General features: G+C 61.9%; 15 protein-coding genes and 1 tRNA gene. 4 read left to right on the forward strand and 12 right to left on the reverse strand.

Going from position 1 to position 15,638, the window contains the following annotated elements:
• Positions 1-154: 154 nt before the first annotated feature.
• Both ahcY and ACGGKE_RS03930 read right to left on the reverse strand, forming a co-directional pair.
• On the reverse strand, positions 155-1,567 hold the full coding sequence (gene ahcY, locus ACGGKE_RS03925) for an adenosylhomocysteinase (RefSeq protein ID WP_394440212.1): 1,413 nt from the start codon (positions 1,565-1,567) through the stop codon (positions 155-157).
• A gap of 137 nt (positions 1,568-1,704) precedes the next feature.
• On the reverse strand, positions 1,705-2,265 hold the full coding sequence (locus ACGGKE_RS03930; protein WP_394440214.1) for a YqgE/AlgH family protein: 561 nt from the start codon (positions 2,263-2,265) through the stop codon (positions 1,705-1,707).
• A 145-nt stretch (positions 2,266-2,410) separates the two neighbouring features.
• On the opposite strand from ACGGKE_RS03930, the gene ACGGKE_RS03935 reads away from it, so the two are divergent.
• Both ACGGKE_RS03935 and ACGGKE_RS03940 read left to right on the forward strand, forming a co-directional pair.
• The gene (locus ACGGKE_RS03935; protein WP_394440216.1) at positions 2,411-2,893 is read left to right on the forward strand and encodes a peroxiredoxin; all 483 of its coding nucleotides are present in this window, start codon (positions 2,411-2,413) and stop codon (positions 2,891-2,893) included.
• Positions 2,894-2,981: 88 nt separating this feature from the next.
• Complete coding sequence (locus tag ACGGKE_RS03940) at positions 2,982-4,436, forward strand: AMP nucleosidase (protein ID WP_394440218.1); 1,455 nt, start codon at positions 2,982-2,984, stop codon at positions 4,434-4,436.
• Between the two features lie 8 nt (positions 4,437-4,444).
• Here the strand turns inward: ACGGKE_RS03940 and ACGGKE_RS03945 are convergent, their stop codons facing one another.
• From ACGGKE_RS03945 to ACGGKE_RS03970, 6 genes are all read right to left on the reverse strand, one after another.
• Positions 4,445-5,593, reverse strand: a complete 1,149-nt coding sequence (locus ACGGKE_RS03945; RefSeq protein WP_394440220.1) for a diguanylate cyclase — start codon at positions 5,591-5,593, stop codon at positions 4,445-4,447.
• A 31-nt stretch (positions 5,594-5,624) separates the two neighbouring features.
• Complete coding sequence (locus ACGGKE_RS03950; RefSeq protein ID WP_394440222.1) at positions 5,625-7,445, reverse strand: M2 family metallopeptidase; 1,821 nt, start codon at positions 7,443-7,445, stop codon at positions 5,625-5,627.
• A 55-nt stretch (positions 7,446-7,500) separates the two neighbouring features.
• Positions 7,501-8,262, reverse strand: a complete 762-nt coding sequence (locus ACGGKE_RS03955) for an alpha/beta fold hydrolase (protein WP_394440224.1) — start codon at positions 8,260-8,262, stop codon at positions 7,501-7,503.
• Positions 8,262-8,945 (reverse strand): DUF2238 domain-containing protein, encoded by a 684-nt coding sequence (locus ACGGKE_RS03960; protein WP_394440226.1) that lies wholly within the window; start codon positions 8,943-8,945, stop codon positions 8,262-8,264. Before ACGGKE_RS03960 ends, ACGGKE_RS03955 begins: the two co-directional genes overlap by 1 nt.
• A gap of 8 nt (positions 8,946-8,953) precedes the next feature.
• Complete coding sequence (locus ACGGKE_RS03965) at positions 8,954-9,979, reverse strand: aspartate-semialdehyde dehydrogenase (protein WP_394440228.1); 1,026 nt, start codon at positions 9,977-9,979, stop codon at positions 8,954-8,956.
• 93 nt (positions 9,980-10,072) lie between these two features.
• Positions 10,073-10,957, reverse strand: coding sequence for an IS1 family transposase (locus tag ACGGKE_RS03970; RefSeq protein WP_394438139.1), 885 nt, complete (start codon positions 10,955-10,957; stop codon positions 10,073-10,075).
• 105 nt (positions 10,958-11,062) lie between these two features.
• Between ACGGKE_RS03970 and ACGGKE_RS03975 the strand changes: the two genes are divergently transcribed.
• A complete protein-coding gene (locus tag ACGGKE_RS03975; RefSeq protein ID WP_394438141.1) occupies positions 11,063-12,313 on the forward strand; it encodes an AAA family ATPase in 1,251 nt (416 codons plus the stop codon).
• On the opposite strand, the gene ACGGKE_RS03980 is transcribed toward ACGGKE_RS03975, so the two are convergent.
• The 3 genes from ACGGKE_RS03980 to ACGGKE_RS03990 all read right to left on the reverse strand — a co-directional run bounded on the left by ACGGKE_RS03980 (position 12,264) and on the right by ACGGKE_RS03990 (position 15,150).
• Positions 12,264-12,521: a hypothetical protein gene (locus ACGGKE_RS03980; protein ID WP_394438143.1), complete on the reverse strand. Its 258-nt coding sequence runs from the start codon at positions 12,519-12,521 to the stop codon at positions 12,264-12,266. The genes ACGGKE_RS03975 and ACGGKE_RS03980 overlap by 50 nt on opposite strands.
• A gap of 203 nt (positions 12,522-12,724) precedes the next feature.
• Positions 12,725-14,959: an alpha/beta fold hydrolase gene (locus ACGGKE_RS03985; protein WP_394440230.1), complete on the reverse strand. Its 2,235-nt coding sequence runs from the start codon at positions 14,957-14,959 to the stop codon at positions 12,725-12,727.
• A 116-nt stretch (positions 14,960-15,075) separates the two neighbouring features.
• A tRNA-Val gene (locus ACGGKE_RS03990) sits at positions 15,076-15,150 on the reverse strand.
• A gap of 134 nt (positions 15,151-15,284) precedes the next feature.
• Here ACGGKE_RS03990 and ACGGKE_RS03995 point away from each other — a divergent pair.
• Positions 15,285-15,413: an entericidin A/B family lipoprotein gene (locus ACGGKE_RS03995; RefSeq protein WP_394440232.1), complete on the forward strand. Its 129-nt coding sequence runs from the start codon at positions 15,285-15,287 to the stop codon at positions 15,411-15,413.
• Positions 15,414-15,435: 22 nt separating this feature from the next.
• Here ACGGKE_RS03995 and ACGGKE_RS04000 read toward each other — a convergent pair whose 3' ends face one another.
• On the reverse strand, positions 15,436-15,624 hold the full coding sequence (locus ACGGKE_RS04000; protein ID WP_228166440.1) for a hypothetical protein: 189 nt from the start codon (positions 15,622-15,624) through the stop codon (positions 15,436-15,438).
• Positions 15,625-15,638: the final 14 nt, after the last annotated feature.

The following is a 15,638-nucleotide window of genomic DNA, read 5'->3' on the forward strand; positions in this document are numbered from 1 at the left end:
GCCGAACCTGCCCGTCCCTTGTCATAGTCGCGACCGACCTATCCCAGTTCAGGCGCAGCGGGAAGCGGGCGGCGCAAAAGTTTCGCGCATCGCGCCGAACCCTGAACGAAAAAGGGGAAGGCGTCGCCGCCTCCCCCTTTTTCAGGTCCCGCTCTTAGTAGCGGTAATGATCGGGCTTGAAGGGCCCTTCCACCGGAACACCGATATAATCGGCCTGCTTCTGGCTGAGCTTCGAGAGCTTCACGCCCAGCTTTTCAAGGTGCAGCGCGGCGACCTTTTCGTCCAGATGCTTGGGCAGCACATAGACTTCATTCTGATAGTCGTCCGCCTTGGTCCACAGCTCGATCTGGGCCAACACCTGGTTGGTGAAGCTGGACGACATGACGAAGCTGGGGTGGCCGGTGGCGCAGCCCAGATTGACCAGGCGGCCCTTTGCCAGGACGATGATCTTCTTGCCGTCGGCGAATTCTACTTCATCGACCTGCGGCTTGATCTCCGTCCATTTGAGGTTGTTGAGCGCGGCGATCTGAATCTCGCTGTCGAAATGGCCGATGTTGCAGACGATCGCCATATTCTTCATCGCGCGCATATGGTCGATGGTGATGACATCGGCATTGCCGGTCGCGGTGACGAAGATGTCGGCGCGCGGCGCGGCTTCCTCCATCGTCACGACTTCATAGCCTTCCATCGCGGCCTGCAGCGCGCAGATGGGATCGACTTCGGTCACCAGCACGCGTGCGCCGCCATTGCGCAGCGAAGCGGCCGAGCCCTTGCCGACGTCGCCAAAGCCCGCGACGACCGCAACCTTGCCAGCCAGCATCACGTCCGTGGCGCGGCGGATAGCGTCGACCAGGCTTTCCTTGCAGCCGTAGAGATTGTCGAATTTCGACTTGGTGACGCTGTCGTTCACGTTGATCGCGGGAAAAGGCAGCTTGCCCTTCTTCGCCAGTTCATAGAGGCGATGCACGCCGGTGGTGGTTTCTTCCGACACACCCTTGATGGCCTGCACCGTCCGGGTCAGATAGCCGGGGCGTTCCGCCAGGAAGCGCTTCAGCGTCGCGACGAAGATTTCCTCTTCCTCATTGGCCGGGGTGAACAGCGCTTCCCCGGCTTCGACGCGCGCGCCCCACAGCGCGAACATGGTGGCGTCGCCGCCATCGTCCAGGATCATGTTGCAGGTCGTATCCTGACCCCAGTCGAAGATCTTGACGACATAGTCCCAATATTCCTCCAGCGTCTCGCCCTTGACGGCGAAGACGGGGATGCCGCGCGCGGCGATGGCGGCGGCGGCATGATCCTGGGTCGAAAAGATGTTGCACGACGCCCAGCGCAGTTCCGCGCCCAGCTCGGCCAGCGTCTCGATCAGCACGGCGGTCTGGATGGTCATGTGCAGCGAACCGGTGATGCGCGCGCCCTTCAGCGGCTTGTCCGCGCCGAATTCCTGGCGCAGCGCCATCAGGCCGGGCATTTCGGTTTCGGCGATCTCGATTTCCTTGCGGCCGAAGCCGGCAAGGCCGATGTCGGCAATCACATAGTCCTGAGCCTGGGCGGCGGGTGCGGTGGCCACGAGCGTGTCTCCGTTGCTGATGTCAGAGTTGCGCGCCGCCGGCCGATCCGACGACGGGATGGGAAGCGCCTTACCAATGGGCAGGCGGCAAGGCAACTCGATATAAAGTTTTCTTTATGTAGCGTGGCGATGCCGGGTCAGGCGGAGCCTGCGCCGCCGACCAGATGAGCCGAATCGACACCCGACGCCGCGAAGATCGCAGTCCATTTGCGCCGCGCCGGCGTGTCGAACAGCAGGTTCGTGTCACCCGGCGCGAGGAACCAGCTTTCGCCTGTCATTTCCGCTTCCAGCTGACCCGGGCCCCAGCCGGCATAGCCCAGCGCGACCAGATAGCGGCTCGGCCCGCGCTGCTGCGCGATCGCCTTCAATATGTCGAGCGAGCCCGAAAGGCCCCATTGCCGGTTCACCTGGACCATGTCCTGTCCGGCCCAGTCGAGCGAATGCAGCACGAAGCCGCGGCGCGGCTCTACCGGGCCGCCGCGCAGCACCGGCGTATCGGGCACCTGGCTGCCGTCGATATCGAAACTGCCGAGCAATTCGCGCAGGCCAAGCCCGTCCATCTCCTCGCCCACGGTAATGCCGAGCGCGCCGTCGCCGTCATGCACGCACAGCGCTACGACGGAGTGATCGAAGCGCACGTCCTCCATGCCAGGCAGGGCAAGCAGGAAGTTGCCGCCATAATATTGGGCTTGCGTCATGCCCTGAATATAGACGGTGCGCGCCTCTTGCCAAGCACGCCCGGCCCTGCGCGCCGGGCAGCGCATCATATTCGGCCGGCTGCGCCTTGACATCGCGAGCGCCGCAACCGACCTCCCGCCCCGTTACAAGGCCAGGAGACAGAGCATGACGATTTCCAAGGGTGACCGCGTTCCGACCACGACCTTCACAACGATGACGGAAAACGGCCCCGAGCCGGTGGCTTCCGACACGCTGTTCAGCGGCAAGACCGTGGCCATCTTCTCCGTTCCGGGCGCCTTCACCCCGACCTGTTCGGCCAAGCATCTGCCCGGCTTCATTGAAAAGGCCGAGGCGCTCAAGGCCAAGGGCGTGGACGAGATCGCCTGCACCGCGGTCAACGACGTGTTCGTTATGAACGCCTGGGGCAAGTCGGCCGGCGCCGACGGCAAGGTGACGATGCTGGCCGACGGCAATGGCGATTTCGCGCGCGCCGTGGGCCTGACCATGGACGGCAGCAAGTTCGGCCTGGGCACGCGCGGCCAGCGTTTCTCCATGATCGTCAAGGATGGCGTGGTCGAGGAACTCAATGTCGAGCAGCCGGGCGACTTCAAGGTTTCGTCGGCCGAACATATGCTGGAACAGCTCTGATCTGACGGATCGCGCGCCGCGCCCGGCGGCTGGCGTGCGATCCATTCCCCGTCTTCCTTCCGTCATCGAAAGACGATAACAAGGGGCGATGACTCAGAGCATCGGCAAAGCCACGGTCGAACAACTCGACCAGATCTACCAGACCGCCATCGAAACCCTGCGCGAAGCGATGCGCGCCTATGCCCGCGATGGCAGCGTGCCACCCCCCGAAGCGCGTAGCGACCGGCGCTTCTGCTATCCCGAACTGCGCATCACCTATCGCCGCGACAGCGACGTTCCGCCGCTCGGCCGTTCCTTCGCGCGCCTGTCGAAGCCCGGCCGTTATGTGACGACGATCACCCGGCCCGCCATGTTCGCCGATTACCTGGCCGAACAGATCGACCTGCTGGTGCGCGATTATGGCGTGGATGTCGATGTCGGGGCCAGCGACCAGCAAATCCCCTTCCCCTACGTGCTCGATGGCCTGGACATCAGTGCGCTGGACGGCACGCCGCCGACGGAGCTGGCGCGCTATTTTCCCGCGACCGAACTGGCCGAGATCGGCGACGAGATCGCGGACGGACTGTTCATCCCCGACCTGGCCGGCGACCGGCCGCTGGCGTTGTTCGACGGGCTGCGCACCGATTTCTCGCTGGCGCGGCTGAAACATTATACCGGCACGCCGGCCGAGCATGTGCAGCGCTACATCCTCTTCACCAACTATCACCGCTATGTCGATGAATTCGTCGCCTGGGCGTGCGGCGAGTTGCAACGCGAAGGCAGCCGCTTCACCGCCTTGTCCGGCGCGGGCGGCGTCTATGTGACGAAGGACACCGCCAATCCGCATGCGGCTATCGCCGAGGGGGCGTGGCGCAAGCATCAGATGCCGGCCTATCATCTGATCGCGCCCGATCGCAGCGGGATCACGCTGGTGAATATTGGCGTCGGCCCCGCGAACGCCAAGACGATCTGCGATCATCTGGCGGTCGTTCGCCCCGAGGCCTGGCTGATGATCGGACATTGCGGCGGGCTGCGCCCCAGTCAGCGGATCGGCGACTATGTGCTGGCGCACGCCTATCTGCGCGACGACAAGGTGCTGGACGCCATGCTGCCGCCGGAAATCCCCGTCCCCGCCATCGCCGAGGTGCAGGTGGCGATGGCGAAAGCCGCCGAGACGGTGCTGGGCGGCAATGACCCGGAGGATTTCAAGCGGCGGCTGCGCACCGGCACGGTCGTTACCACCGACGATCGCAACTGGGAACTGCGCTATTCCCATTCGGCGCTGCGCTTCAGCCTTTCGCGCGCCGTCGGCATCGACATGGAATCGGCCACAATCGCGGCGCAGGGATACCGCTTCCGCGTGCCCTATGGCACGTTGCTTTGCGTATCCGACAAGCCGATCCATGGTGAACTCAAGCTGCCGGGACAGGCCAACCGCTTCTATGAGGAAGCGATCGGCGGGCATCTGCGCGTCGGGATCATGACCTGCGAATTGCTGCGGCAGGAGGGGGCGAAGCTGCACAGCCGCAAGTTGCGGGCGTTCAACGAGCCGCCCTTCCGCTGAGGCCGGGATCAGGCGATCGCGCGCGCGATGCTGACCCGGTTCTTGCCATCCTTCTTGGCGGCGTAGAGCGCTTCGTCCGCACGGTGGACCATGTCCTCCAGCGTGCGATCGGTCGGCTGCAGCGCGGCGACGCCGAAACTGGCGCGCAGGGCGCCATCCGGCACGCGCGGCAAGGCGAGATGCGCGACTTCCAGGCGGACCCGCTCCATCACATCGGCGGCCGCCTGCGCGTCGCTGTCCTGCAGCAGCAGGCCGAATTCGTCGCCGCCCATCCGCCCGACGATGTCGCCGCGCCGCACCGCCAGGATCAACAGCCGCGCGAAGCCCTTCAGCGCCTGGTCCCCTGCGATATGGCCGAAATCGTCATTGAGCGCCTTGAACCCGTCGAGATCGCAGATGACCAGCGCAAGCGGCCGATCATGACGCCGTGCCTGCGCGATGGCCGTGGCGGCCGCCTCCTCCAGGCCGCGGCGGTTCAACACTTCGGTCAGCGGATCATGCCGCATCTGGCTGCGCAGTTGCTGCGCCAGATCGCCCGCCACCACCAGCACGGCCGACACGGCCGTGCCCACGTAGATAGTGGGCATGAAGAGCCCCAATATGCTGCGATACAGCTCCTTGCCTTCAGTCGGGCTGCGGATGAAGGTTGCCGAGATGGCAAGGGCCAACTGACATAGGGCAAAGACGACAAGGCAAGCGAACAGCGCTTTTTCCGGCGGGGTCAGCGGTCGCCCGCGCGGCCATAGCGACTTGGCGCTGACCAGCAGGAGCGTCCCCACATAAGTCGGGATGATCATACCCTGCATGATCTGGTTGCCCAACGATCCGATCGCGAGCGCCATCATCAGGCTGACGACCGCCGCGGGAATGGCGAAGGCAGCCACGTGCAGCGGCCGTCCCGATCGTTGACGAATGCCGATCGCCAGCAGCGATCCGCTGGTGATCAGGCCGATGCCGGTGACGATATACAGCGCCGGGCTCTGCAGGAAAAAGCCGGCGGCATTGGCCAGCCACTGCAGAACGCCGACGCCGTAGGACGCCGTCCAGGTGAGGACATGCTTGCGCCGCCCGAAATGGGCCCAGGCGATCGCCAGGGCCACCGTCATCACGGCGGCGGTCCCGAACAGCAGCGAAAGAAGGATGGCTGGCCCACTCATGGGCCGGCCGTTTACCAACTTTTACTCTGTCTTACCAGCCGCAGGACTTGCCTTTATTCTGTTCGATCAACCACTTCTGCAGCGGAGCGAAATAGCTGACCAGCGCCTTGCCCGACATCTCCCGGCTGCCGGTAAAGGTCTGGAGCGCGTCCGGCCAGGGCTTGGACGCGCCCATTTCCAGCATCGCATTCAGCTTTTCCCCGACCTGCTTGTTGCCGTAGAAGGAGCAGCGATGCAGCGGCCCCTTCCAGCCAGCCTGGCGGCAGGCGGCTTCGTAGAACTGGAATTGAAGCACCCGGGCAAGGAAATAGCGCGTATAGGGCGTGTTGCCGGGGATATGATATTTGCCGCCCGGATCGAATTTGGCTTCGTCGCGCGGCACCGGGGGGACGATGCCTTGATATTGCAGGCGCAGGTCGTTCCAGCCCTTTTCATACTGGCCCTGTGGGATCGACCCGTCGAACACCCCCCAGCGCCATTTGTCGATCAGCAGGCCGAAGGGCAGGAAGGCGACCTTGTCCATCGCCTGGCGCAGCAGCAGGCCCAGATCCTTGTCCGCGCCCGGCACCTTGGCGGGATCGAGCAGGCCGATCTTCACCAGATAGTCGGGCGTGATCGACAGCGCGATGAAGTCGCCGATCGCTTCATGGAAGCCGTCATTGGCGCCATCGAGGTAGAGCGGCTTCTGAATCTGATAGGCGCGCTGATAATAATTATGGCCTAGTTCATGATGGATGGTGACGAAATCGTCCCCATTGACCTTGGTGCACATTTTGATGCGAATGTCGTTCTTGTTGTCGATGTCCCAGGCCGAGGCATGGCACACGACTTCCCGGTCCCGGGGCTTGACGATCTGCGATCGTTCCCAGAAGGTCTGAGGCAGGGGATCGAAGCCGAGCGAGCTGTAGAAGCCCTCGCCCGCCTTTACCATCTTGACCGGGTCATAGCCCTTGGCGGTCAGCAGTTCCGTGACGTCATAGCCCAGGTCGCCTGCGCCGGCCGGAGCGACGATGTCATAGATATTGCCCCATTCCTGCGCCCACATATTGCCGAGCAGGTCCGCGCGGATCGGGCCGGCGGCGGGCTGGACGGCGTCGCCATATTTCTCGTTCAGCTTGGCGCGGGTATAGCAATGCAGTTCGTCATATAGCGGCTTCACCTCGGCCCAGATCTTGTCGGTCAGCTCGGCGAAATCGTCGGCAGGCATGTCATATTTGGACCGCCACATCGCGCCGGTGTCGGCAAAGCCCAGCTCCTTCGACCCTGCATTGGCAATGCCGACCAGCTTGGCATAATCCTCGCGCATCGGGGCGCCGACATTGTCGTGCCAGCTGACCCACATTTCCTTCAGCTCTGCGGGATTACGGTTAATCCCCATCTGCTCTTCGATGTCGCTGCCGTTGATCGGCTGCCCCTTGAGCGTGCCCTTGCCCTTGCCATAGGCGGACTGAAGCTTGGTCGCGAGCTGGTTGAGTTCCTCGGCCGCGCCCGGCGTGGTCGGCGCGGGCAGCGTCAGCGCCGTCTGCAACAGGTTGAGGCGCCGCTTCGTTTCAGCCGACAGACCGTGGGCGGCGGCATATTTCGCGGCCTCCAGCGCATAATCCACGCGCTGCTTCGTGTCGATCGCTCCGAAATAGGAAGCGAGCGCGTCCGTGTCGTCCGTGATGTAGGTGGCGTTGACCCAGGCGGCGCGGCCGCTGATGATCGACTGGTCGAACAGCGCCTTTTCGGCCTTGGCCAGGAAGGCTTCCGCTTGCGCCGCCGTAGGCGCGGCGGCGGGCGCCTGCTGCGCCATGACCGGCGAAGCAACGAGGGCGGCCGCAAGCGCGGCCAGCGAAATCGCGATTTTCATGGATGGTCCCCTGATCATTTTATGGCGGGAAAGGTGGCCCGGTCGGCCGATCCAGTCAAGCAGTCAGGAAGTCCACCATCGCCTGCGCCAGCTCCTTGCGGGTGACGGCGTTCATGTGATTGCCCGGCACTTCATAATAGCGGCCGTCGCGCAATATGTCGGCTAGTTCAGGCGCGCTGCCGTTGCTGTCGTCATCCGCGCCGCAGATGACGGCGGTCGGCTGCGCAAAGCCTGCAATCACGTCAGCGGGCGTATCGACAAAGGTCTTGAGGATGTGGAGCAGCGCGACCGGATCGCCCTTGGTGGTCTTCAGGAACGCTTCGGTCATCCATTCGGACGTGCCGCGCGCGAAGCTGCCGAGATTGGTGAGGACATTGGTGTAATAGCCGCCATTGTCGAGCGTCTGGGTAAGGCCGCGCAGGCCCATGCCGCTCAGGATCACCCGCCGCGGCGTCGCGCCGCGCGCCAGCATGCGCACAGTGGTGCGGGCGCCCAGCGAATAGCCTCCCAGATCATAATCGCTCAGGCCGAGCTGTTCGATCAGCCCCAGATTGTCGTCGGTCAGCGCGTCGGCGGGATAAGCGGCGGCATCATGCGGCTTGGCGCTGTCGCCATGGCCACGCAAGTCCGGCAGGATCAGGCGGAAGCCCGCCTCCACCAGCCTGGCGGCATGGCCATAGCGTATCCAGTTGGTCCAGGCGTTGGAGAAATAGCCGTGGATCAGCACCAGGTCCCGCCCCTGCCCCACCATATGCACGGCGATCGGCAAGCCGTCGAACCCTGCGATATCACGGCGTTCGATCGGCAGGTCGGTCATCAGGGCTGTTCCTTGTGCGGCGGGGACGACATGCCGATATGGCGTCGATGCCCCCGGCGCAAGAGCGCGATGAGCGCCAGCGCAGCGCCCCCTTGCGCGATCGCCATGTCCTTCTGCGCATCCCAAGGGTCTCCCTGCTGGCCGTTATAATAGTCGGCCATGTCGCCCGCCGGGGCAATGGTCAGAAGCCATTCGAAGATTTCATACAGAGCGCTGCCAAGGGCAACGGCCGCAAAGGCGAAGCCGAGGCTCCAGCAGCGAGAAAGACCTCCGTGGCGGCGCGCAATCTCCGCCAGCGGCGCTGTCAGCAGCGTGCCAAAGGCGCAATGGACGAGGCGGTCGAACCCGTTGCGACGCAGGCCCAGGCTGCTGGAAAGATCATGGCCGGTCAGCGCCCGCGCCCAGTCGTCATAGGGCACATAGCTGTAGATCCACCGCGCGGCGAATGTGTGGAGCAGCAGGAAGAGCCAGATGCAGGCGACGGCGCGATCGGACAGCGGCCAGCGGCGCAGCAGTGCCGGCGCGGCAAACGCCAAGGCGATCGTCGGGCCATGCTGAAGCGGCGCGAGATCGGGATAGGGCTGCGCCACATTGGCGAGCGCGACGGCGGCCAGCAGCAACAGGATCATCCGGCGCTGCGGGCGTGGCACCTGAAACCACGCCGCGACAGCGCCGGAGAGCATCGGGCGGTTCAGCCCTTCTTGAGGTGGCGGCGGCCCAGCAGTTCGGCAATCTGGACAGCGTTCAGCGCCGCGCCCTTGCGCAGATTGTCGCTGACGCACCAGATGTTGAGACCGTTTTCTACCGTCGAGTCCTCGCGGACGCGGCTGATGAAGGTCGCATAGTCGCCGACGCATTCGACCGGGGTTACGTAGCCGCCATCCTCACGCTTGTCGACGAGCATGATGCCAGGCGCTTCGCGCAGCAGATCCTGCGCTTCCTGGGCCGAAATCTCCTTCTCGAACTCGATGTTCAGCGCCTCGCTATGGCCGACGAACACCGGCACGCGCACACAGGTCGCGGTCACCTTCACCTTGGGATCGAGGATCTTCTTGGTTTCCGCGACCATCTTCCATTCTTCCTTGGTCGAACCATCGTCCAGGAACACGTCGATATGCGGGATCACGTTGAACGCGATCTGCTTGGTGAACTTCTTGGGCTCGGCGGAATCGCCCACGAAGATGTTGCGGCTCTGTTCGAACAGCTCGTCCATGCCCGCCTTGCCCGCGCCCGATACCGATTGGTAGGTGGCGACGACGACGCGCTTGATCGTCGCTGCATCATGCAGCGGCTTGAGCGCCACGACCATCTGCGCGGTTGAGCAGTTGGGGTTGGCGATGATGTTCTTCTTCGTATAGCCGTCGATCGCATCCGGGTTCACTTCGGGCACGATCAGCGGCACGTCGGGGTCCATGCGGTAGAGCGAGCTGTTGTCGATCACGATGCAGCCCGCCGCCGCCGCCTTGGGCGCATATTCAGCCGTCGGGCCCGAGCCCGCGGCGAACAATGCGATGTCCCAACCGGTGAAGTCGAAATGTTCGATATTCTTGCATTTGAGCATCTTGCCGGTTTCACCGAATTCGATTTCGGTGCCCTGCGACCGCGACGAGGCGACCGCCGCAATCTCGTCAATCGGGAACTCGCGCTCGGCGAGAATGGTCAGCATTTCGCGGCCCACATTCCCGGTGGCTCCGACGACGACGACCTTATAACCCATGACTGAAAACTCCACTCCAATGCACATATTGCGGAGTGGGCGGCATAACGATACTGGGGCGTTTGTCCAGAAAGAAGGGCTTTTGGTAGTGTCTCAGTTTGAATTTAACGCGCGCTTTTTATAGGGGCCGCGCTTTGCGGGGGTGTGAGCCATTGCATCAATCTTAGCAACAACGTCATCCAGCGACCACAGGCGATCAGTGACGCCAGCAGCCATCGCGGGCGACATGCGTAGCGTTTTGTGAACGCGGGTGAAGTTGTAGAACACGAAGTAGAGCGCCAACGCGTGAATATGGTTGTCCAGCTTCTTTGAGAAGGCATTAGTCAGGCGGGTGAACCGGCGCATGGACATACGCATGGTGAGGTTCTGGCGCTCGACGTAGCTGGTCGAGACGTGGGCAATGTCAGGATTGCCTTCAACGCGGACCTTCTTCGCGCCAATGCACTCAGCGGGGCTGTAGCGGCCCGGCGCGGCAATCGTGGGGCCGTAGAGCTTCACGAGCTGGGCAAAGTCCACGTCCGCGCCGAAAGCGACTTCCACGGCTTCCAGATAGGCGCGATGCCCGTCCGTGGTGAGTTGGACGCGATTGGCGAGCCGACCGCGCAGATCATCCATGAGATACATAGCATCCTCGCCCGAACGATTGCCGACATGGTAGGCGACGATCAACTTCGTATCGGCGTCAATCGCGGTCCACGTCCATACGTCGCCAGCGCCTTCCGGCGCAGCCTTCGCCGTGGCGACGTTCTTTTCCTTGGCATGGCAGAACGACCAGATTTCATCGCACTGGATACGCGATGCCTTCACATTGCGGACCATCTCATCATGGATAGCAAGGCAGGCTTCCCCGGCTTCCACCAGCAGCTTTGAAACCGTGTTGATCGACACGTCCGCAACGCGGCTGATCGAGCGCATGGACGAGCCTTCGCAGAGCATTGCAAGGATTTGGGTGCGCTTGGCGTGAGGAAGTTTGTTCATATGAATTTCATACTGAACTTATTGCAAATTTGCAAGCATATTTCACCCTTTTCAACCGTCACTTCCCTTAGTATGCACCTTACTAAGAGAAGTAAGGGTATTTATATGGCAAAGCAGACGATGACCGAGGATGATTGGCGAGCGAAGCGTTTTGAGGCGTCGGAGCTATTCACGCCGTCTGCCCCGATCACCCTGGCTGATATGTTCGCCGGGCGTCGTGAACAGATAATAAAGCTACTTGATGTGATTGGAGAACGCGGTCGCCACGCCATTATTTATGGCGAACCGGGCGTTGGTAAAACCTCCATATCCCAAATTATCAAACTAATGGTGCCGGTTCGAACCTCTGTAGTGCGTTATATTAGAAAGGCAGCATTCTCATCAGATACATTTTCATCAATATGGATGGAAGTTTTTAGAGAAATAAAGTTCATCGCAGATACTGACGATGGCCAGAGAATGCACACTGTATCTGACCTTTATTCAGAAGGGGTTAAGCCATCAGATGTCGTGCGTGAATTATCATTATTTAATGATAATGATATTCCTATTATCGTAATAGATGAGTTTAATCTTGTTCAAGACAAAGATACATCACGATTGATGGCAGAAACTGTCAAGGCTTTATCGGATGATGGCATCAAAGCCACCGTCATTATAGTCGGCATCAGTGATAGCGTTGCCGATCTCATTGAAGGCCATCAATCCATAACTCGGTGCACAGAGGAGGTGCTTATGCCCCGCATGGACACCGAAGAAACCAGAGACATTGTGGAAGGTCGCATTCGGCAACTGGGAATGACGATTGAAGGCGATGCGAAATGGAAGATCATCAATCTCACCAAAGGCTTGCCAGCCTTTGCTCATGGCTTAGGCCGGGAAGCTGTTCTATCTGCGATAAATCGCAGGTCGCTAAGAATTAGTGAGGCCGATGCAGACGCCGCAATTGATGCTGTCGTGAATAGTAACCAAAATAGCCTAAAGACAGAATATCAAGTGGCTACTCACAGCAATCATGCACGTGCAAGATATAGACAGATTCTAATGGCGTGTGCGATGGCGCAGTCTGATGAGGTAGGTTACTTTACGCCGAAGGAAGTTGAAATTCCGCTGTCATCTGTTCTCAAGAAAGAGACTAAAGTTGAGTATTTTAACGATAATCTAAAAGAATTGGCGAGTGCCAAAAGAGGCAACGTGTTAACTCAACAGGGCGGCGCGCGAACCCATCGCTATCGCTTTCGCAATCCTGCGATGCAGCCTTACGTCATTATGCGCGGAATTACAGATGGTTTCCTTTCCGAGGACGCTATGAACGCTCTTTCTCAACCGGAGCAGGGGAATCTTTTTTCCACCTAGCAGATGCAGCCTTCTTCGCGATTGCGCTGCGCTCCGCTTCGTTCAGGGATCGCGCCCGCGCCTTGCCACCCTTGCTGCCAAGCTCAGCGGCGGTTGATTTGGTCGGCTCGCGATCATCCTCTTCCTCGCCTGTAGCGATCCGGGCGATCTTGATGGCGTTGCCGATCACATCGGCGGGGCGCTTCTCTCCGTGTGGGCCTTTAGGCATGGGGCGTCTCGTTTTGCATACCGCTAAGCATATAGGTTTGCGGATGGGTTTGCAAAACGCGATCAAAATTCAAACTGAGACACTACCGGGCTTTTCGATCCGATAGTGCGCGCTGCCGCGTCAGATTAGGCACCGCGCCCCGTCATTCGTGTGAAGACCGCTACCGCCGGGCGGTCTTCCACGCCTGGCGATAGCGCCCATCCTCATTCCGGGGCCGGGCCGCCGGCATGTTTGGCCAGGAACTGCTCGATCGTGCGCCACAGATGCACGCTGATGCCCGGCCCGCCGACACGGTGCGTCTGGCCCGGATAAGCCATCATCTCGAACGGCACCGCCGCCCCCTGCATCCTGGCCATCAGGGCGGTTGCGTTGTCGAACACGACATTGTCGTCCGACATGCCATGGATCAGCAGCAGCGGATCGCGGATCTTCACTGCCTCCTCCACTGCGCCCGACGCGGGATAGGCGCTCGGCTTGCCCTGCGGCTGGCCGAGATAGCGCTCGGTATAATGGGTGTCGTAGAGCTCCCACTTCGTCACCGGCGCGCCAGCGACCGCAGCAGCGAAGACCCCCGGCGCCTTCTCCAGCAGCTTGAGCGACATATAGCCGCCATAGGACCAGCCATAGGTGGCGATGCGATCGGCATCGACGAAGGGCTGCTTCTTCAGCCATTCGACGCCGGTCAGTTGATCCTGCACCTCTACCGTGCCCATGGCGCGGTAAAGGTGATCCTCGAACGCCTTGCCGCGATCGGGCGTGCCGCGATTGTCGATGGCGAAGACGATCCAGCCGCGATCCACCAGATATTGGTTGAGCGCGCCCGACCATGTGTTGGTCACCTGCCGCCCGCCACCCGGCCCACCATAATGGATCATGAAGACCGGGTAGCGTTTCCTCGGTTCCAGCGGCGGCGTCAGCATCTTGGTATAAAGCGTCGTGCCGTCCGCCGCCTTGACCATGCCGAACTGCGTTTTCACATGGCTGGCGACATAGGGTGCATAGGGATGATCACCGCTCAGCGCGTTTTGCGACAGCCATTGCAACTGTTTTCCATCGGCGTCGGCGAGATAGAGTTGCTTGGGCTGGTCGCTATTCTGGCGCGACACGACGATCCTGCTGGCCGCATCGTCCATGACCACATCATTCCACCAACCCGCGCTGGTGAGCGCCCGGGCCTTACCGGGCTTGGCAAGCGCGGTGACATAAAGCTGCTGCTCCAGCGGCGTCTCGCGATTCCCCGTGAAATAGACGAGGCCCTTATCCTCGTCGACGCCCACGACGTCGCGCACTTCCCAGTCCCCGCTGGTGAGGGCTGTCCAAGTGTCGCCGCTCACGCGATAGAGATGGCCATGGCCGGACCGCTCCGACCACCAGAGGAAGCTGCCATCCTTGAGCGGGTGGAAATTGTTGGACAGGTTGATCCAGCTTTTCGCGGTCTCGCGCAGCACGACCCTGGCCTTGCCGGTGGCGGGGTCCACCGCCAGCAGGTCGAGCCGCTTCTGGTCGCGGCTTTCGCGCTGGACGTAGAGCGTGCGCCCGTCCTTCGACCAGTCCACTCGTGCGAGATAGATATCCTTGTCTACGCCCAGATCCACCTTAACCCGGCCCGATCCGTCCGGCTTCATCACGAACAGGTCGACGATCGCATTGGGCGTGCCGGCTGCCGGATAGCGCTGCTGATAGACTTTCGTCCCTTCGCCGCCAATGGCGGTACGAGTGACGATGCCGACCGGGCTCTCATCGACCCGCGCCACGGCGATCATCCGGTCATCGGGCGACCACCAATAGCCCGTACGGCGATCCATCTCCTCCTGCGCGACGAATTCCGCGACGCCCCAGCTGACCGTGTCGCTGGCCCCCTGCGTCACTTGCCGCTCCGCGCCCGCAACAGGTTGGACGAAGAGATTGCCATCGCGCACGAAGGACACGAAGCCGCCCTTGGGACTGACGACGCCATTGAGTTCGCCGCCGGGCGTATCGGTCAACCTCCTCACCTGCCCATCGAGCGCCGCGAGATAGAGGTCGCCATCGACCGGCACCAGGATAGACTTGCCGTCGGGCGACCAGTCATAGCTGGTGATGCCGGTGCTGCCGGCGACGGAGCGGTCACGCTCCCGCTGCATCTTTTCCGCTTCGCTCAGTTCCGCGCCGCTGCCCGTTTTCTTCGAATCGACCAGCAGCCGCTCCGCGCCGGTGCGCGTGTCGATCGCCCAGAGGTCGAGCCGCTCCTTTTCGTCGGCGCGCGGCTTCAGCAGCGTGACGAGCGTTCCGTCCGGCGACAATTTGAGCGCGCGCGGTTGCAGGCCGGCAAGGTCCGGACTGGCGAATACCCGCTTCAGCGTGAGCGTCTCGCCGCCAGCCGCCTGCGCCCGGGCAGGCACGCCGTGAACCGACAGGAGAGCACCCAAGGCGGCGCCGAGTTTCAGATAAGGGGGCATGGTCGTCCTTTCCGGTCGGCGCGCTTACGCACCGCTTCATGCCGCGGACTTAGCGCGGCGAACAAGAAAAGATCAATGCCGGGAAACAAACTGTCCTGCCATCATCCGTCGGATGATGGTGGGCGCGACAGGGATTGAACCTGTGACCCCACCCGTGTGAAGGGTGTGCTCTACCGCTGAGCTACGCGCCCCCTGTAAGGAGGAGGCGGCCTTTGACATCGCGGGCGCGTACTGTCAACCGCCTCGGCGCGCATTTGCCTCAAAATGCTTTTCCGCGCCCGCCTCGCCGCTTATAGCGAGCCCTCTGTCTGCTGGAGTTCCCTCGATGCCTTCCATTCGCGCGCTTGTTCTGGGCGGTTTGCTTCTGTCGCTGCTCGCTGCCTGCAATACGGTGCAGGGTGTCGGCCGGGACATCGAATCGGTCGGCCGCGCCGGCAAGGAGGCGATGCACTGATCGGAAACAGCGGCGGCGGCGCTCATTGGAAGTTGCGATTGATGGCGTTCAGATGCTTGGTCAGGCGCACGCCGTCGCAATCAGGCTCGCCGCAGTCACAGGCTTCCACGGTATAGCGCACGCCGCACATGACCAAAATGTCCTGGTCGAAGGAATAGTTGGATATTCCCGCTCGCTCCACCTTCTCCCTGGCTCTGGCCTTGAGAGTCATGCACTTCGCTCCCT

Origin of the sequence: Sphingobium naphthae (assembly GCF_043589935.1) — a bacterium.
Taxonomy (GTDB): Bacteria; Pseudomonadota; Alphaproteobacteria; order Sphingomonadales; family Sphingomonadaceae; genus Sphingobium; species Sphingobium naphthae_A.